General features: G+C 66.1%; 16 protein-coding genes and 4 pseudogenes. 8 read left to right on the top strand and 12 right to left on the bottom strand.

The features are described from left to right. Positions 1-8 precede the first annotated feature (8 nt). Entirely contained in the window at positions 9-1,178 is a 1,170-nt protein-coding gene (locus tag ACNQR1_RS08325) for an acyl-CoA dehydrogenase family protein (protein WP_052773271.1), read from the top strand. Further along, complete coding sequence (locus ACNQR1_RS08320) at positions 1,175-1,987, top strand: enoyl-CoA hydratase/isomerase family protein (RefSeq protein ID WP_047040635.1); 813 nt, start codon at positions 1,175-1,177, stop codon at positions 1,985-1,987. Before ACNQR1_RS08325 ends, ACNQR1_RS08320 begins: the two co-directional genes overlap by 4 nt. A 343-nt stretch (positions 1,988-2,330) precedes the next feature. Here ACNQR1_RS08320 and ACNQR1_RS08315 read toward each other — a convergent pair whose 3' ends face one another. Both ACNQR1_RS08315 and ACNQR1_RS08310 read right to left on the bottom strand, forming a co-directional pair. Further along, on the bottom strand, positions 2,331-2,786 hold the full coding sequence (locus ACNQR1_RS08315) for a YkvA family protein (protein ID WP_047040634.1): 456 nt from the start codon (positions 2,784-2,786) through the stop codon (positions 2,331-2,333). Beyond that, entirely contained in the window at positions 2,783-3,379 is a 597-nt protein-coding gene (locus ACNQR1_RS08310) for a Chromate resistance protein ChrB (protein ID WP_052773270.1), read from the bottom strand. Before ACNQR1_RS08310 ends, ACNQR1_RS08315 begins: the two co-directional genes overlap by 4 nt. Positions 3,380-3,510: 131 nt before the next feature. On the opposite strand from ACNQR1_RS08310, the gene ACNQR1_RS08305 reads away from it, so the two are divergent. Then, the gene (locus ACNQR1_RS08305) at positions 3,511-3,747 is read left to right on the top strand and encodes a three-helix bundle dimerization domain-containing protein (protein ID WP_047040632.1); all 237 of its coding nucleotides are present in this window, start codon (positions 3,511-3,513) and stop codon (positions 3,745-3,747) included. Between the two features lie 95 nt (positions 3,748-3,842). Here ACNQR1_RS08305 and ACNQR1_RS08300 read toward each other — a convergent pair whose 3' ends face one another. Together ACNQR1_RS08300 and ACNQR1_RS08295 are read right to left on the bottom strand one after the other, a co-directional pair. Then, on the bottom strand, positions 3,843-4,139 hold the full coding sequence (locus tag ACNQR1_RS08300; RefSeq protein ID WP_131721944.1) for a hypothetical protein: 297 nt from the start codon (positions 4,137-4,139) through the stop codon (positions 3,843-3,845). A gap of 117 nt (positions 4,140-4,256) precedes the next feature. Then, positions 4,257-4,427 carry an ANTAR domain-containing protein gene (locus tag ACNQR1_RS08295; RefSeq protein WP_327083887.1) on the bottom strand — a complete coding sequence of 57 codons (171 nt, stop codon included), beginning with the start codon at positions 4,425-4,427 and terminating at the stop codon, positions 4,257-4,259. Between the two features lie 588 nt (positions 4,428-5,015). Here ACNQR1_RS08295 and ACNQR1_RS08290 point away from each other — a divergent pair. Next, the gene (locus tag ACNQR1_RS08290; protein ID WP_047040625.1) at positions 5,016-5,198 is read left to right on the top strand and encodes a hypothetical protein; all 183 of its coding nucleotides are present in this window, start codon (positions 5,016-5,018) and stop codon (positions 5,196-5,198) included. A 372-nt stretch (positions 5,199-5,570) separates the two neighbouring features. Here the strand turns inward: ACNQR1_RS08290 and ACNQR1_RS08285 are convergent. Next, positions 5,571-6,690 (bottom strand): annotated as a pseudogene (locus tag ACNQR1_RS08285) (adenylate/guanylate cyclase domain-containing protein). A 695-nt stretch (positions 6,691-7,385) separates the two neighbouring features. Between ACNQR1_RS08285 and ACNQR1_RS08280 the strand changes: the two are divergent. After that, complete coding sequence (locus ACNQR1_RS08280; protein WP_075909486.1) at positions 7,386-8,159, top strand: FadR/GntR family transcriptional regulator; 774 nt, start codon at positions 7,386-7,388, stop codon at positions 8,157-8,159. 186 nt (positions 8,160-8,345) lie between these two features. Here ACNQR1_RS08280 and ACNQR1_RS08275 read toward each other — a convergent pair. Beyond that, positions 8,346-8,624, bottom strand: a pseudogene (locus ACNQR1_RS08275) (serine hydrolase domain-containing protein); the annotation flags it as partial. 40 nt (positions 8,625-8,664) lie between these two features. Beyond that, a pseudogene (locus ACNQR1_RS08270) lies at positions 8,665-9,088 on the bottom strand (transposase); the annotation flags it as partial. A gap of 167 nt (positions 9,089-9,255) precedes the next feature. On the opposite strand from ACNQR1_RS08270, the gene ACNQR1_RS08265 reads away from it, so the two are divergent. The 3 genes from ACNQR1_RS08265 to ACNQR1_RS08255 all read left to right on the top strand — a co-directional run bounded on the left by ACNQR1_RS08265 (position 9,256) and on the right by ACNQR1_RS08255 (position 11,673). After that, entirely contained in the window at positions 9,256-9,465 is a 210-nt protein-coding gene (locus tag ACNQR1_RS08265) for a hypothetical protein (RefSeq protein WP_418045393.1), read from the top strand. A 126-nt stretch (positions 9,466-9,591) separates the two neighbouring features. Continuing rightward, positions 9,592-10,911, top strand: coding sequence for an IS256 family transposase (locus ACNQR1_RS08260; protein ID WP_016894482.1), 1,320 nt, complete (start codon positions 9,592-9,594; stop codon positions 10,909-10,911). A 135-nt stretch (positions 10,912-11,046) separates the two neighbouring features. Continuing rightward, on the top strand, positions 11,047-11,673 hold the full coding sequence (locus ACNQR1_RS08255) for a tyrosine-type recombinase/integrase (RefSeq protein ID WP_011331207.1): 627 nt from the start codon (positions 11,047-11,049) through the stop codon (positions 11,671-11,673). A gap of 335 nt (positions 11,674-12,008) precedes the next feature. Here ACNQR1_RS08255 and ACNQR1_RS08250 read toward each other — a convergent pair. The 5 genes and pseudogenes from ACNQR1_RS08250 to ACNQR1_RS08230 all read right to left on the bottom strand — a co-directional run. Next, a pseudogene (locus ACNQR1_RS08250) lies at positions 12,009-12,248 on the bottom strand (MaoC/PaaZ C-terminal domain-containing protein); the annotation flags it as partial. Next, positions 12,245-13,003: a 3-hydroxyacyl-CoA dehydrogenase gene (locus ACNQR1_RS08245; protein ID WP_011331213.1), complete on the bottom strand. Its 759-nt coding sequence runs from the start codon at positions 13,001-13,003 to the stop codon at positions 12,245-12,247. The gene ACNQR1_RS08245 and the pseudogene ACNQR1_RS08250, both read right to left, overlap by 4 nt. 91 nt (positions 13,004-13,094) lie before the next feature. Next, positions 13,095-14,255, bottom strand: a complete 1,161-nt coding sequence (locus ACNQR1_RS08240; RefSeq protein ID WP_011331214.1) for an acyl-CoA dehydrogenase family protein — start codon at positions 14,253-14,255, stop codon at positions 13,095-13,097. Positions 14,256-14,263: 8 nt separating this feature from the next. Next, entirely contained in the window at positions 14,264-15,052 is a 789-nt protein-coding gene (locus ACNQR1_RS08235) for an enoyl-CoA hydratase/isomerase family protein (RefSeq protein WP_011331215.1), read from the bottom strand. Next, complete coding sequence (locus ACNQR1_RS08230) at positions 15,049-16,716, bottom strand: long-chain-fatty-acid--CoA ligase (RefSeq protein ID WP_011331216.1); 1,668 nt, start codon at positions 16,714-16,716, stop codon at positions 15,049-15,051. Before ACNQR1_RS08230 ends, ACNQR1_RS08235 begins: the two co-directional genes overlap by 4 nt.

The following is a 16,716-nucleotide window of genomic DNA, read 5'->3' as shown; positions in this document are numbered from 1 at the left end:
AGGGTGGAATGGACTACCGGATCGATGACGAACTGGCAATGCTGCGGGCCGCGCTGCGGGAGTTTCTCGAGGCGCGGATGCCCGACTTGATCCGGGAGCCCGCCCGGGACAACCGGGCAACGGCGTGGCGGGAGCTGGTGTCGGCCGGATGGTTGGAGCACTTCGGCGCGGCAACCGGAGAAACCGGGGCGCCGGCGGACTGGGTCGGCGGCGTGCACGTGGCCGAAGCGTTCGGCGCGGTCCCCGTGCCCGGACCGGTGGACGTGGTTGCCGGCTACCTGATGCCGCTGGCGAAGGCCGCCGGCATGAGCGGGCTGCTCGAACGACTGCACACCGGCAGCGTCATCACCGCGGCGCCCCCGGTTCCGGACATATCCGGGCGCGACGGGGTGCCGCAGTGGCGGCACCGGCGTCTGTGCGCCGTGCGTGAAGCGAACCGGATTCGGGTCAGCGGAGTGCTGGCGCGGGTTCCCGCCGCCGGCGACGCTCAGGCGGTGGTGGTGCCGGTCGACCTGGACGGCGTACCAGGGCTCGCGCTCGTGGGCTGTGACCAGGCGGGAGTCGAAGTCGGCGTGTCAGCCGGCGTGGACTTGCGTCGGCCCGTCGCAGATGTCCGCCTGCGCCGGACCCGCCTGGAGGCCGAAGCGCTGTACACCGACCCTGGCCTGTCGGCGCTTGAGGAGCGCTGCGCGACGCTGTACAGCCTGTTTCTCGATGCGGAGGCGGTCGGTGGCGGCGCCGAGGTGATCGCGCGCAGTGTGGACTACTGCACTACGAGAACGCAGTTCGGGCGGCCGATCGGGGCGTTCCAGGCGATCCGGCATCGGCTCGCCGACGCCGCCAGCGGCGTGGAGGGAGCCCGTTCACTCGTCTACCAGGCGGCCTGGAACGTCGCCGCGGGCGCGCCCGGCGCGATGTGCGACGTTCGGGCCAGCCGCCTGTGGGCCTCGGCGGCCTACCTCGCGGCCGCCGAGGCCGCCATCCAGTGTCATGGGGGTATGGGGTTCACCTGGGATCAGCGGCTGCACCTCTGGTATCGCGCCGCGGTTGCCGGTCGGGGCGCCGATACTGTGGTCGGGGCACGTTCAGCGCTCGCCGCACTGCTACGCGGCGACGAACGTCTTGTGCCATCCGCACCACACGGCAGGCTGGCCGCGGCGGGGAGGACGAGCAAGTGAGTGAACCCGAGGTGCTGTTCGACCGGCCGCGACCCGGTGTCGCGGTTCTCACCCTCAACCGGCCGGGTGCGCGCAACTCCCTCGGTTGGCAAACCTGGCACCAGCTGGGTGAGGCAATCGATGAGGTGGCCGCCGACGACAACTGTCGCGCGGTGGTACTCACCGGCGCCGGCGGGACATTCTCCGCCGGCGGCGACGTCAAGACCTCCCCGGCCCGCGGAGCGGGGCTCGGCGCGCCCGCGGCGCGGTTGCTGGTCGGACAGCGCGTGCTCGACACGCTGCTCAAGTTGCCCAAACCAGTGCTTGCCGCTGTCGAGGGGCCCGCGGTGGGTGCTGGCTGGAGCCTCGCATTAGCCTGCGACCTGGTTGTAGCGGCCCGCGACGCCGTGTTCGCGGCCCCGTTCGTGGCGCGCGGCCTAGTGCCCGACTGCGGAGCCGCCTGGTTCTTAACCCGTGCGCTGGGCCGGCACCGGGCCGCGGCGCTGCTGTTGAGCGGCGAACGGCTCACCGCGCCGCAGGCCGCGGGCGCGGGTCTGGTCAGTCAACTCGCCGAGCCTGGCGCAGCGCTGACCGTCGCCACCGACCTCGCCGCAACCCTCGCCCGCGGCCCTGCAGAGGCACTGCGCTTGACCAAAGGCATGATCCGCGGCGCGCTCGATGTACCGCTGGAAAGATTCCTCGAACTCGAATGGCTGTCGGCCACCCTCGATCTGACCGGGCCCGACGCTGCCGAAGGCCGCGCAGCCTTTGTCGAGAAGCGCGATCCTGATTTCTCCAAGATCCGCCGATCCGCCGATGAAGCTAGCTGAGCGGTGACCCTGAGCCGCTAAGGCCAGCAGGCCGTTGTCGCGGGCAGTGCTCAACTACGTCAGCCGCGCGGCCGGGCTGCCAGAGTCCCACTGACGACGTTGCCGACGCTACGATATCTCCGCGCTCGCGGCCGTCAGCTGTAGAAGCACGTTCCGTGCTTGGACAACGTCACTCGCAGCACGGCGACCGAGACGGCGCTCTAGCGGCCTCTACCCCGGCGCCAACCTTCGTGATGAAGGGCAAGAGTCTTATCTGTAACGGTTGAGGGGTGTGTAGGACTGTTCCCCACGTGGTTCTCAGCGCGGTTTGACGTCGTAGGTGACAGTGTTATCTGTAACGGTGTCACCCACGTTGGGGTGGTACGTCTCTGTGTTGTCGGCTGGAGGGCTTGGCCAGCCCGGTGAGTCGGGTCAGTGCGGTGAATCCGTCGTCGGTTCCGGGCCAGTGTGCGCGAACGGTGTCGAGGCCGGCGCGGCGGACGACGCTGCGCAGGACGGCGGCGACGATGATGGCGTCGTCGGCGTATCCGAGCACCGGGATGAAGTCGGGGATCAGGTCGATCGGGATCGCGAGGTAGGCCAGCAGCAACCCGAGGCGGACGCGGATCCCGCGCGGCAGGGTGCTGTCGCCGGCGAGGCGACGCACCAGCCGCAGCACGTCGGGCAGGATGCGCACCGCCTCGCGCAGTAGCCCTCCCCGCGGCCGGAGAATTGCCAGTGCGACCAGCAATGCCAGCCAGGCGAATAGGAGTGCGCCGCCAACGCCGATGAGGAGATCCCACCCGAATGAGCCCGTCACGATTCGTGCGCCACGTGCAGCCGCTGCGAGGTGCGCGCATCGGTTTGCGCGGATGTTTCGGCCTGCAGGGCAGCGTCCTCAAACGCTGCCAGCTCAGCAGCCGCGGCGTCGACGGCTGCGCGGGCAGCGTGCCCACCGGGGGCCGTGAAGTAGTCACGGGCGGCGATCTTGGCCAGCCAGCTGCGGAACCGGTCCAGGTCGGCTTCGGACTCCTCGACCTCGGCGTAGGTGAGCCGTCCGCGAGCGCGTTCATCGGCCAGCTCCTGGCGCAGCGCCGGGAGCCGCTCCAGGACTTCGGCGTACTCGCCGTCGCGGGCGGCGTTAAGCTCGTCGATCACGGCCTGTTCGTCGGCGGGATCGACGAAGCTCATCGGTAGGACGCGGGCGGTGCCGCCGTGGTGATGGATCCGATCGGCCAGCCGCCGCACTTCGCGGACCACATGTGCGTGGGCGGGCAGCAGACACACCGATTGCTGCAGATATAAGGCACCGAGCGAGCGCAGTTTGCGCCACACCTGCACCCGCAGCGTGCCCGCCGCGCCAGCAGTCGACACGCTGATCACCAGCCAATCGAGTTCGTCGCCCCTAGCCACAATGAGATGTTACACCCGTAACATCATGCTGATACAGCAGCTACGCGGGCTGAGGTATCTGGTGGCCAGCAGCTGCACCCAACCTCGCTGCGGCAGCCGTGAGATTGATCCCGTTGACGCGGTCAGCGTGTATGCCCCAAGCTGTCGACGTGGCCCAGATCAGCGAAACGCTGTTGATCGACCAGGTCGTGGCGCGGCTCACCGCCAGCTACGCCGACCTGCCGCCGGACCATGTGGCCGGCGCCGTGCGCAGCGCGCACGCCCGGTTCGAGCAGAGCCCGATACGGGAGTTCGTGCCGCTGCTCGTCGAGCGGCATGCCCGCGCCGAGTTGTCCCGCAGCGCCGGTCTGCTTACCTGGTCGTCCTAGGCGTCAGCGCAGGCCCGCCCCGCTTTGCACCGCTCAGCGGCACCAGATCGAGATCGCGACCACCCAAACCGATCAGCTCCGTGGTTGGGTAGCGGTCAGAGGTGTGCCGGCCCGGGCCCTGCCGCAGCGGGGAATCGCTCCTCGATCGCATCAAGCAGGCGTTGCAGCGCGTACTGTTCCTGCTCGCGATGCCGGATCTCCCGTCTGATGCGGTGGACCTGGTTCATCTCGCCGCGCAGTTGATACTTGGCCAGCGCGGCCTCGTGGGCCGCCATCCGGTCAATGAGCAGCTCACGCTGGCGCGAAAGCTCACCCCGGTAGTAGTCGGCCTGGCGAACATCCGCGGCTCGCGCGGCTGCGATGTCGTGGTCTGAGACGGTGGACGTGCTCATCTGGCACACCGTAACCGAGCACCAGACCATGCGCGCGGGCAACAACGAGCCAAAAAGCTCCACCGCCACCCGTTGCACCGCGGGCCAGGAACTGCGGCGTTCAGCTCGTCGACGCGTTCACCAACGCCAACCGCGCCGGCATGACATCGCCCCACAGACGCAGCGCCACCGCGCGATGCTCCCGATTCCCACCCCGGATTCTCGGACCGCACAGGCGATCTCGTCGAACGCGTCCCGCTCAGAACACCCACGCCATCCGATCAAAACGCCGATCGCTACATCGATCACTCGGCGTGACGACGGGTCCGCACCCCGGCCCAACTGGCTCACCTCGTCCACCCTTTCCGCGCCGGAATCATCTCGATCAACCCTGTGTACCCCCGGGCTATGAACAACAGCCACCTCGCAGAAGAACAAACTCGCGACGCCGAACCCGGCGATCGCGGTGCTCAGTCATCTCTTCCTCCGACGCCCCCGGGAGGTCCAGGCAGGTACGACGCCGACCACTTATGCCAACCGTTGGCCTGGTCGACGCCATCACCGATTCTGATCCGACAGACGAACTCGCCTGCTTCGTGGGCGATCACATTGATCTGCTCCCGGAGGTAATTTAGAACCTCGCTTGCTGTCCGATCCGAAGGGACGAACAGGTGGACCGTTTTCCACATTTCCTCCACCAGGCTCCCTTCGCCCCCTCCACCGCACCGATCGCCGCGGTCGGCCCAGCGCAACGCCCGTCGTCACAGTGCACACCATGCACGCTGACTGCACCCGCAACCGTGAAAAGGCGACCTGATCATCGGTGACATAGACGACGGCCGGGCCAGCGTCCAATGCCCACGTTGCGGCGCCCCAAGTCGCCGACCCTGTGAAACGGTGCGCCCGGGCGCCAGTCTCGTCGGCTACCACCGCGAGCGCGGCTACCGCCACGATGAGCTCCTCGACCTGGGCTACATCAAGTACACGCTCGTCAACGAATCCACCCAGCACCCACTTTTCCTGTGGCGCCGCCGGACACAACGCCCGATCATCCGCGACGGCTACCGCCAGTCCGACTAAGGCCGGGCACTACGGCTCAACTAGTTCGAGAAGTCGTCGGCAACATGTGTCGCACGTGTCGCTGAAAGAGCAGACGTTCTACACATGTAATCTACGTTGCTACCAGCAAGAACACGCCAATTGTTCATCTCATTACAGATAAGCGGTCGCGGTGAGGCGGTCAACAATCGCGGCTAGCACGGTTTTCGATGTCCCCTCGCGCGACACCATCTAATCATGCCGAATCAACCAGCGGCGTTGGTGAATGCTACAGCCAGATCGGCGTGCCACGGCACCGACACCTCGTCGCTATCCGGAGCCTGGACCGTTTGTCTTCCCGAACCAGGAGTCTGCGACCGCAACGCAAGGCCATACGCAAGTCGGTGAAGGCGATTACTCAGCCTGCCGGGCGCGCTGGACCCTGAAGAGCTTTACTTTGCCGCTCACGCCTTTGAGCCGGCGTGCGCCCATCGACGACCAGGTGAAGTCCGCAGCGTTGCCGACGGCCTCGCGCGTGGAGTCGGCGACCGCCACCGTCCCCGGCCGCGCCGCTGCCGTTACTCGACTGGCCACGTTGACAGGACTGCCGAACCAGTCGCCCCCGCGTGTGATCGCCAGTCCGGAAGCCACGCCGATCCGCAAGCGCGGCAAGCCATTTGCTGCCGCGTCGTCAGCCAAGTCGAGGATTGCCCGCAGCAATGGCGCCGGATCGAAGCACATGAGCATCACGGCGTCACCCACCGACTTCACCAGCCGCACCGGGGTGACCGCTACGTGCTGGGCCGATTCGGCGAGCCGACTGGCAACGCGTTCAAGCTCCAGAGGTGGCAGCACCTCCCCCAATTTGGTGAAGCCGGCAACATCAGCGAACGCCACCGTTACCTGGTGGGCCCCGGGTAATCTTCCGGCAGCCCGCTCAGCGGCGCTCACGGCCTCAACCTGGAACGAAGTGCGAAGTTGCATAAACAATAGGTCTTCGATCAGCGGTCCGAGGTGAGGCGCGGATCGACGCGCCAGCTGCTCGACCGCCTGCGCCAGCTCGATTTCACTTGTCCCCGGCCGCAGGAGGGTGTTGAGGGCCGCATCGCGCATCGTCGCGGCGGCACCCCAGTCCCGCGATCAGCATGCGCATCACGGCAACCGTTTCGTCCGGCTCGACGCCCATGTCGAGGAAGAATTTCGCGTGCGCGATCGCTTTTCCGTCGGCGCGCAGCAGTACGGCTGCGTCGGGGTCGTCGATCCTCGGCCTTCCGACCGCGCCGTAGAGGCGCTGCAGGAGGTCCAATTCGATCCCTGTGGATTCGCTGATCTCACGCGCGGACACATAGGTCCCGTCGTCGCCGAAGATCGTGTTCGCGGGCAGCAGTAGAGGCGTAGCGAGCGATCTACGTATCTCGTCGAGGGGGTAGCCTTTTCCGATCAGCCATGTGACGAGGTCGGCACGCTCTTCGCGGGCTTGGCCCTCAAGGCCGTCGAGCATACCAAACTCCTCGATGTCGTGGTTAGCTGCCATACCGCAAACGTACTGCTCGATGCATCGCCTACCGCATCGATTCGCAGCGCCACAAGTCGACGGGTGCGTTCGGACAACTTCGCGAAACTTCGCGCTCGGTCCATGCGGAACCGGGCTTCCGAATCAGTGAGGTATTTGCACGCCAAATATCGCCACGGCCCCACGAGCAACTTGGGCATAGCCCGATATCCAACGGTGACTCGCAAGAATTCCCGGGCGTCGGCCACGACCGGCCACCCCGTCTGGCGCTTGGGATGATCTCCACACTTTTCGGGCGTCGCGATCACATCGCCTCCACGGCCGACCCGGGTTGCCGCTACACGGGATCCTGAACCGTGACTCGGTCCCGTTGCTTGTCGACATCGCTAACAGGTGCAGAGGTTGACCGCGGGCCCGCCATGCCAAGATCCCGCCGAGCGGGATACCCATTGACCTGCTATAGAGTTGGCTTACGTCCCTCGTCCGCCGGTGACTGACCATAGCCGATCGCGCGAATGACCACAGAACCGACAACGCCGGGCTATCCGTGACGCCGCCCCACACTCCCTTGAGTTGACCACGAGACTACGCGAGGCAATGACTTGCGAGTCACGTCAGCGAATTCTCGTGCAATTCAGTATGATTTATATCAGAGGGCTGCAGGCTGGAGCTGAAGCTCCGCCCCACGTCACGCCAAGCAGGGCATAGGAGCGGGAGTGGACAGCGATATCGACCAGGCGGCAAACACATCTGAGATACCGCATGCAGCGCGCCGCTATACAAGAGTACCCAAGGCGTCAGATATTCTGGCCGACCGGCTCCGCGCAAAAATCCTCGGCCGCGCGATGCGGCCCGGCGACCAACTGGCTTCGGAAGCGGAGTTGATCTCCGGAGAGGGCTTTAGCAGAGGCACCGTGCGAGAGGCGCTGCGCCTGCTCGAATCCGATGGTTTGATCGAAATCCGCCGAGGCCCACGCGGTGGCATTCGGGTAACTCGTCCCGACCTGCGGCAGATCAGCAGATCCGTTGCGCTCCTACTGACCCTCGCTGAAACCTCAACCAGAAAGTTCTACGAGTTCCGCAAACTCCTCGAACCCGCTATTGCCGCTATGGCAGCCCGGTCGGCCACCGACGAGCAGCGCGGCTGGCTACTCGCGATCGCTGACGCCACATCTCGAAACGGCTCATGGGAACCATCGGTGGAGTTCCACGAGGCTCTCGCGGTTTGCAGCAACAACGAGGTCTTGCGGCTCGTCATATCGATGTTCGAGCAAGAGTTGTCGTGGCACGTCCCAGGTGAGTCGCTCACCGAGCTAGACATGGAGGATACCCGCCGGGCGCACCAGAGCATCGCGCGTGCGGTGGCTGCCGGCGACGCCGACCGCGCGTCGAGCGCAATGCAACGTCACCTGAACCAGTTCGAGCGAATGCTCGACACAAACGGCCGCCTCGACGAGCCGCTGCTCCCCCGAGAGCGTTGGCTCCAGTGACGCCGACCCCCTCGCTCGTCACCGTTTTCACAACGCGCTTACGGGGCATCAGGCAGCGAAGCCATCCACCGATGCATGCCCAACACGCAGCCCGCGTCGCGTCCCTGGCTTGGCAGGGTTGATGCAGACAACAATGATCTTTATTGACTGGGCTCGTCATCGAGGAGATGGACGGCTTGGGCGGTGTAGGTTAGACAGCCCGGCGCGGTGGCGCATCATGTCGCGAATTGTGATGGCTGACTTGCCGTTCGCGCCGAACTCGGGCCAGTATTCGGCGACCGGCACGTCGTAGGAAGCAATCCCCGGTCGACAAGCCGACGGATGACCGTGGAAGCCAATCCCTCTGTCGCTGAAAACGCCATCGCGCCGGTGTTGGCCGCCGACGGTACGCTGCCATGACGATCGGCCCCACCCGATCCACACATCAACAACCGGTCTGCCATCGAGGTATACCGGCAGCGCGCCCGAGACTGTCAAGTTAACGGTGTAACTCGTTGTTGTAGTGTTACTTTCGTTCTGGGGTTAAACGTCCGGGGAAGGCGATCTCGAACGCGTTGAGGGGTGCCTTCCAGCGGTTGATCCAGCGTTGTCGGCCTTTGCCGGTCGGGTCGAGGCTCATGATCGCCAGGTAGACGCACTTCAGGGCGGGCCTGCTCGGTCGGGAAGTGCCCTCGGGCGTTGACGGCCCTGCGGATGCGCGAGTTCAGGCTTTCGATGCTGTTGGTCGTGCAGATCACGCCGCGGATTTCCTTGTCGAAGGCCAGGAATGGCACGAACTCGGCCCACGCGTTGTCCCACAGCTTGACGATCGCCGGGTAGCGCTGGCCCCAGGTCTCGCTGAACGCGACGAATGCATCCAACGCCGCCGACTCGCTTGCCGCGGTGTAGACCAATTTGAGATCCTTGGCGATCGCCGCCCAGTCCTTCTTGGGGGTCGGGGAGCAGATTCTCGAAATCCGGCGCTAAGGATTTACGGCAGATAGTAGCGTACTATCTGCCGTAACTCGTGAGTCGTCCTGCCGCGATGGTCGTTCCGGAGATGGGCGACTCCGGAAACTATCTGCCGTAGTGCTGAAGGGCGGTCGGGGTGGGATCGGTGAGCTCGCTACCGGCGCGGGCCGCCGGGATCCGGCTGGCGGACGCGACGCGGACCTTTCTGGGCACGATCGCGGCGGTGAACACCCGCCGCGCCTACGCCTCGGCGTTGGATCGGATGGTGCGCGACTTCGGCGCGGACGGCGATGTCGGGTTGTTGAACCCGGATCGGGTGTCGGGGTGGTTCGACTACGTGTGGGGCGAGCAATGATCAGAACCTGTGGATGAGCCTTGGTAGGGCGGCGTGAATGTGGGCGCGCCTTCCCGGGGATGATCACAAGTCCAGTTCGTTTCTGATCAAGACCGGCGTTGGCGCGCTGGTTGGGAAGGCACGCCCGTGCTCACCGTAGTTCACGATGTCGCGCAGGCCAACGACACCCGCAGCGGTGCCGGTCGGTCGTTGTTGGATGAGATTGTCCGCGACGGTGCCCGGCAGATGCTGGCCGCCGCTTTGCAGGCCGAGGTCGCCGCCTATGTCGACCAGTTCGTCGATCAGGTCGACGAGAATGGGCACCGGCTGGTGGTCCGCAACGGCCACCACAACGTCCGGGAGGTGCTCACCGGCGCTGGGGCGATCGAGGTGAAGGCGCCGCGGGTCAACGACAAACGGGTCGATCCGGAAACCGGTGAGCGGCAACGATTCTCGTCGAAGATACTGCCGGCGTGGGCGCGTAAGTCCCCGCAGATGGCCGAGGTGCTGCCGTTGCTGTACCTGCATGGCCTGTCCAGCAGCGACTTCGGTCCGGCGTTGGAGCAGTTCCTCGGCTCGGGGGCGGGGCTCTCGGCTCCGGCGATCACCCGACTGACCGCGCAGTGGCAGGACGAGGCCGCCGCGTTCGGCCGCCGGGACCTGTCGGGCACCGATTATGTGTACCTGTGGGTGGACGGCATCCATCTCAAGGTCCGCCTGGAGCAGGACAAACTGTGCCTGCTGGTGATGCTGGGGGTGCGCGCCGACGGCCGCAAGGAACTGGTCGCGCTGACCGACGGGTACCGCGAATCAGCGGACTCGTGGGCGGATCTGCTGCGGGACTGCCGGCGCCGTGGCATGCGCGCCCCGGTGCTCGCGGTCGGGGACGGTGCTCTGGGGTTCTGGAAAGCGGTCCGTGAGGTGTTCCCCGATACCCGTGAGCAGCGGTGCTGGTTTCACAAGCAGGCCAATGTCCTTGCCGCACTACCGAAGTCGGCGCATCCGGGGGCGATCGCGGCGATGCGGGAAATCGCGGGCGCCGAGGACATCGACCACGCGCAGGTCGCGGTCAAAGCCTTCGAACTGGACTACGGCGCCAAGTTCCCCAAGGCCGTGGCCAAGATCGTTGACGACCTCGATGTGCTGCTGGAGTTCTACCACTATCCCGCCGAGCACTGGGTACATCTGCGCACCACCAATCCGATCGAGTCGACCTTCGCCACGGTCCGGTTGCGCACCAAGGTCACCAAGGGGCCGGGTTCCCGCGCGGCGGGTATCGCCATGGCCTACAAGCTCATTGACGCCGCACAAGCCCGCTGGCGGGCGGTGAACGCCCCGCACCTGGTCGCCCTGGTCCGGGCCGGAGCGGTGTTCCACAAAGGCAAACTGCTCGAACGACCCGTCGACATCACCCCACCCGAACCGGCCGACAACCCGGCCACCCCGACCGGAACGGAGGTCGCCTGAAAAACACCAATCCACAGGTATTGACAATTACTCGTGTGGGGCGACAAGGCCCCCAAGACCTACAACCTCCGGCTGACCGCGGTGTCGGCGGCGTGCGCCTACTGACGCGATCAACAGTGGCTGACCGGCGATCCGGTGTCGCGCCTGCGGGCGCGGCCGAGTGCGCCGGACAACAGCAAGGCGATGACCGCCGCCGAGGTTGCGGAGCTGCTGGGCATGGACGCGGCCCTGCGCGAGCGGGTGTTCTGGTCGATGCTGTATGAGTCCGCCGCGCGGGCGGAGGAGATCCTGAATCTCGACATCGAGGACCTGGACACCGTGAACCGATGCGCCACGGTCACCCGCAAGGGCGGCGCCCGCGAGGTGATCTATTGGCAGACCGGCACCGCACGGCCGCTGCCCCGGCTGATCGCCGGACGGAAGTCCGGGCCGCTGTTCCTGACCGACCGCAAAGCCAAGCCGTCGGTCGCCAAGACCGACACCGACAACTCGACCGGCCGCGCCCGACTTTCCTACCGCCGCGCCGCGACGCTCCTCGAGGAGCACACCGAAGGGATGCGACGCGGACCGTTCACGCTGCACCAGCTGCGGCACTCGCGACTGACCCACGCCGCAGAGAAGGGCGCTTCCACGCCGATGCTGATGGCGTTGAGCGGACACACCTCGGTGCGCAGCCTGGTCAAATACGCGAAGGTCTCCGCCGAGGCGCTGGGGCGCTGGCAGGCCGAGACCGATCCCGCTGCGCGGCGGCGCTCCCGCTGAATCTCTCAGTAGCTGACGGTGACGAGTTCCGGCGCGTGTCTGCGTATCTTGTTCAGCACCTTGACTGTTCGGCCCGAGCGCATCTGCTCGAGGGGGGCCGAAAGAGACCAATCAAGTGCGGCACCGTCGATGGGTGTGGTCTTCCGCGTCCGGGAACTCATAGCCGCTGCCGGGCGTGCGTGGTCGTGGTGTTTGTCGGATCCGGCGGGGGCACGGCCGAGAGTAGGGCCGTGAGGTCGCGCGAGACCTCGCCGGGGTTGGAACAGCCGTGGGAGATGAGCGCGCGGGAGCGCGGCTTCGGTCAGGCCGTATCGGATATGGACGGCGTCGTGGTGTTGCAGGATCGCCAACGTGTGGATTCCACTGGCGATCAGGCCACCGAACTGGCCGTCCTGCGCCGCCGCCCGGTCGATGTGAAACCACTGGGGATCCCAGTGGGTGGCGAAGTCGACGAGTTCGGCCTCGGTCACCGTGTGTGAGCCCAAGTCGAAACGCTGGCCGATGCCCAGGTCCTCGGCGTATACAAGGCGTGTGTGCTCATGGTGCGATCCCACCTGCACGCCGACGGGTTTCACCGCGGCGCCATGCGGATCGCGCCGTCGAGGCGGATGGTTTCGCCGTTGAGCATCGGGTTGGTCACGATCGCCTCGACCAGCTGCGCGTACTCGGCGGGGTCGCCGAGCCGGTTCGGGTGCGGCACCTGCTGTCCCAGCGAAATCTGAGCCGCCTCGGGCAGCGTGCCCAGCAGCGGGGTCTTGAACAGGCCGGGCGCGATGGTGTTCACCCGGATCAGCAGCGACGCCAGGTCGCGGGCGATCGGCAGGGTGGCGCCGACGATCCCGCCCTTCGATGCCGAGTACGCGGCCTGTCCGATCTGCCCGTCGAAGGCCGCGACCGAGGCGGTGTTGACGATCACGCCGCGCTCGCCGTCGACGGGCTCGTTCTGCGACATCGCGTGCGCGGCGAGGCGGATGACGTTGAAGGTTCCGGTCAGGTTGACCTTGACGATCTTCTCGAATTCGGCCAGCGGGAACGGTCCGTTCTTACCGACGGTCTTGACGGCGTTGCCGATGCCGGCGCAGTTCACGGTGATTCGCAGTGAGGACTCCGCGTTGGCGCGCTCGACCGCCTCGGTGACCGCGGCCTCGTCGGTGACATCCGCCGGAGCGAATTCCACGGTGTCGCCGAGAGCAGCCAGCGCATCCGTGTTCGCGGTGGGCAGGTCGACGGCGATTACCCGGGCGCCCGACTTGGCGAGGGCGGTGACGGTGGCCAGTCCGAGGCCCGAGGCTCCGCCGGTGACGAGTGCGTTGGTTCCGGTGATATGCATGAATACTCCTGACGAAATAGGTTGAGAACATCGGGTTTTTGACAAAGTGAGGTGTGACTGACGCAGTGGTGTCACTGCGCGAAGGTCAACCTCATAAGGCGCGGCCGATGAGTTCCTTCATGATCTCGTTGGTGCCGCCGTAGATCTTCTGCACGCGGGAAGCGGCGTACATCTGCGCGATCGGGTACTCCATCATGTAGCCGTAGCCACCGAAGACCTGCAGGCAGCGGTCGACGATCTCGCACTGCTTGTCGCTGCCCCACAGCTTGGCCATCGACGCGGTCGCCGCGTCGAGGGTGCCGTCGAGGTGACGCTGGATGCAGTGGTCCATCAGGGTCTTGCCGGCCAGCACGTCGGTCTTGCACTCGGCGAGTACGAACTTCGTGTTCTGGAAGTTCAGGATCGGCTTGCCGAAGGCGTGACGTTCCTTGGCGTACCTGATGCTCTCCGCCACCGCGGCCTCGGCCACCGCGACACCGCCGACACCGAGGATCAGCCGCTCACGCTGCAGCTGACCCATCAGCTGGTAGAAGCCCTGCCCCTCGACGCCGCCGAGCAGATTCGCTGCCGGCACCCGCATGTCGGTGAACGACAACTCGCGGGTGTCCTGGCCGTGCTGGCCGATCTTGTCCAGCACCCGCCCACGCTCGAACCCCGGAAGATTCTCCGTCTCCGCGACGAGCAGCGAGATACCCTTGGAACCTTGGCTCGGGTCCGTTTTGGCGACGATGACGAGCAGGTCGCAGTGCGACGCGTTCGAGATGAACGTCTTCGAGCCGTTGATCACGTAGTGGCCGCCGTCGCGAACCGCGGTGGTCCGTACGGCCTGCAGGTCCGAGCCGGTGCCGGGTTCGGTCATCGCAATGGCGAGGACGCTCTCACCGCTCGCACATTTCGATAGCCAGCGCTTCTTCTGGTCCTCGGTGGCATAGGCGGCGATGTAGTGCGCGACGATCGTCGAGTGCACGGCGAAGCCGAACGCGGTGTCGTGGGCGTAGGCGATCTCCTGCTGCACGATCGCCTCGTGGCCGAAGTTGCCGCCCCCGCCGCCGTATTCTTCGGCGATGTCGAGGCACAGCAGTCCCGCGGCGCCGGCCTTGGTCCAGAACTCGCGGTCGACCTGGTGCTGCGCGGCCCAACGGTCCTGGTTCGGGGTGGCTTCCTTGCGGAAGAACTCGGCGGCGTGCTTACGCAGCAGCGCCTGATCGTCGGTCTCCCACGGGGAGCGGTAATCGGGGAACAGCTCGCTCATGATCGGTCCTACTTTCCGGTGAATTCGGGGGCGCGCTTGGCGAGGAACGCGGCCTGGCCCTCGCGGCTGTCGGCGGAATGGATGGCAACGTGAAAGTTGCGCTTCTCGTGCTCGAGTCCTTGCGCCAGAGAGGTTTCCAGGGCCTGGAGGGCGGCATCCTTGGCCAGCGCCACCGCGAGCGGTGAGTTGGCGGCGATCCGCTGCGCCATGGCGACCGCCGCTTCGAGGGCGGTGCCGTCCGGGACGGTCTCGGCGACGATGCCGGCCGCGCACGCCCGCTGTGCGGACAGGAAGTCGCCGGTGAGCAGTAGGGCCATCGCCTTGGACTTGCCGACGGCCTGAATCAGGCGCTGGGTTCCGCCGCCGCCCGGGATCACGCCGAGCTTCACCTCCGGGACACCGAACTTGGCGGATTCGCCGGCGATGACGATGTCGCAGGCAAGCGCCAACTCGCAGCCGCCGCCGAGTGCGAGGCCCTCGACCGCAGCGAGGACCGGCTTCGGGAATCGGCCCAGGTCGGCCCAGATGGTGCCGCCCAGCGCGGCTCGATCGCCGAGCAGCGACTGGTCGCGAATGGCGTCGAAATTGGTGATGTCGGCTCCGGCGCAGAAGATCCCGCCGGCGCCGGTGAGCACGATGGCACGGATCTCGTCGTCGTGCCGAGCCGCGACGAGCTCGGTGTTCAAGGCGGTGAGCACCGCCTCGTTCAGACTGTTGCGAGCCTTGGGCCGGTTGATCTCCAGGATCAGGAGGTGGCTGTCGCGGGCCGTGCGTAGCGGGGCGTTGTCGGGGTTCATCGGACGTCCTCGTAGACGTTGGTGTGCGCGGCGCGCATGGCCTTCTTGTCGAGCTTGCCGACGCTGGTGCGGGGCAGCTGGTCCAGATACAGGACGGTCTCGGGCAATTGCCATTTGGCGAATGCATCGGCGAGCAATTCGTGGATCTCCGACAGTGGAAGTTCCTGCCCGTCGGTCGTCACGACGAGTGCTACTGGACGCTCCTGCCACTTCGGGTGCGGGACGCCGATGACGGCCGCCTCGGCGATCTTCGGATGGGCAACGAGTGCGTTCTCCATGTCGATGGAGGAAATCCATTCGCCACCCGACTTGACCACGTCCTTGATCCGGTCGGTGATCTTCAAGTAACCATTCGGGTCGATGGTCCCGACATCGCCGCTACGCCAATACCCGTCGAGGAACTTGTCGGCGTCGTCGTCGAGCTTGTGATAGCGCTCGATGATCCACGGTCCGCGCAGCAGCACTTCACCCTGACTCGTGCCGTCGTGCGGGAGATCGTTGCCTTCCGCGTCGACGATCCGGATGTCGATGCCGTTGACCGGCAAACCCTGCTTACGCTTGAGATCCCACTTCTCCTCGTCCGAGATCACACCGCGCAGCGAGGGCTTCAGTCCCCGGTTCACCGCGACCAGAGGGGTGGTCTCGGTGGCGCCGTAGGCGTGGATGACGTCGGCTCCAGTGATGTCGTGGAAGTCGCGCATCAGCGACAGCGGCGGCTCGGTGGCACCGGACAGCAGCCGCGCGCGGGAGAAGTCCGGTGCGACCGCAAGCGTCTTGATGTAGTTCATCATGGGCTGGAAGATCGCCGGCGCACCGTTTGCGACGGTGACTTGCTCCGCGATCATCGCGTCCACGAGGACGGATGTGTCCTCGGCGATGTAGCGACCGGGCAGCACGATTTTTGCGGCACTGTAGGCGGCCGCCTGGGGTAGGCCCCAGCCCTGGCCGTGGAACATCGGCGTGATGAGCATGACGGCATCGTCGCTGCTCATCCCGAGTCCGGCGACCTCGGCGAGGGTGTGCAGGTAGATGCCGCGATGCGAGTAGTAGATGCCCTTGGGCCTGCCGGTGGTGCCGGTGGTGTAACACGCGCTGTAGGAGGAGGTTTCGTCGATGACCGGCCAGTCGATCTCCGGGCCGGCGTCCGCGAGCAGGTCCTCCCAGTGCACCGCGTGCGGGAGCGTGGTGGTGATGTCGGCCAGCGGCTTATCGGTCATCACCACCCACGTCTTCACGTTCGGCGTATGCGGTGCCAGCGCCTCGGCAACCGGAAGCAGCGACTCGTCGATGAGGACCACCGATGCATCACTGTGTCCGGTGACGTAAGCGAGATCCTCTGGCGCCAAACGCAGGTTCATCTGCAACATCACGGCAGCGAGGCCGGGAATCGCCCAGTACAGCTCGTAGTGCCGCTTGCTGTTCCAGTCGAGGATCCCGACCACATCGCCCGGCCCGACGCCGATCGAGCGAAGTGCATTGGCACTTCGTTGGATTCGCGCGTAGGCATCGGCGTAGGTGTACCGGTCCCAGCCGCCGTCCGCGGTGCGGTACACGATCTCCTGCTCGGGATAGGTGCGCGCGGCGTGCCGGATGATGGTGGTGGTGTTGAGTTGATAGTGGTCGCCGTGGGTGGAGGGCAGGCCCCTCACGATCTCGTGGCTCAT

The sequence above is a fragment of the Mycobacterium sp. 48b genome, assembly GCF_048282725.1.
Classification (GTDB): Bacteria; Actinomycetota; Actinomycetes; order Mycobacteriales; family Mycobacteriaceae; genus Mycobacterium.
This window is presented reverse-complemented; position numbering and strand designations above follow the sequence as displayed.

Coding starts and splice junctions, on each gene's coding strand:
- ACNQR1_RS08230 (WP_011331216.1), bottom strand. CDS start 16,716: ATGAGCCACGAGATCGTGAGGGGCCTGCCCTCCACCCACGGCGACCAC.
- ACNQR1_RS08305 (WP_047040632.1), top strand. CDS start 3,511: ATGCCCCAAGCTGTCGACGTGGCCCAGATCAGCGAAACGCTGTTGATC.
- ACNQR1_RS08245 (WP_011331213.1), bottom strand. CDS start 13,003: ATGCATATCACCGGAACCAACGCACTCGTCACCGGCGGAGCCTCGGGC.
- ACNQR1_RS08235 (WP_011331215.1), bottom strand. CDS start 15,052: ATGAACCCCGACAACGCCCCGCTACGCACGGCCCGCGACAGCCACCTC.
- ACNQR1_RS08300 (WP_131721944.1), bottom strand. CDS start 4,139: ATGAGCACGTCCACCGTCTCAGACCACGACATCGCAGCCGCGCGAGCC.
- ACNQR1_RS08325 (WP_052773271.1), top strand. CDS start 9: ATGGACTACCGGATCGATGACGAACTGGCAATGCTGCGGGCCGCGCTG.
- ACNQR1_RS08240 (WP_011331214.1), bottom strand. CDS start 14,255: ATGAGCGAGCTGTTCCCCGATTACCGCTCCCCGTGGGAGACCGACGAT.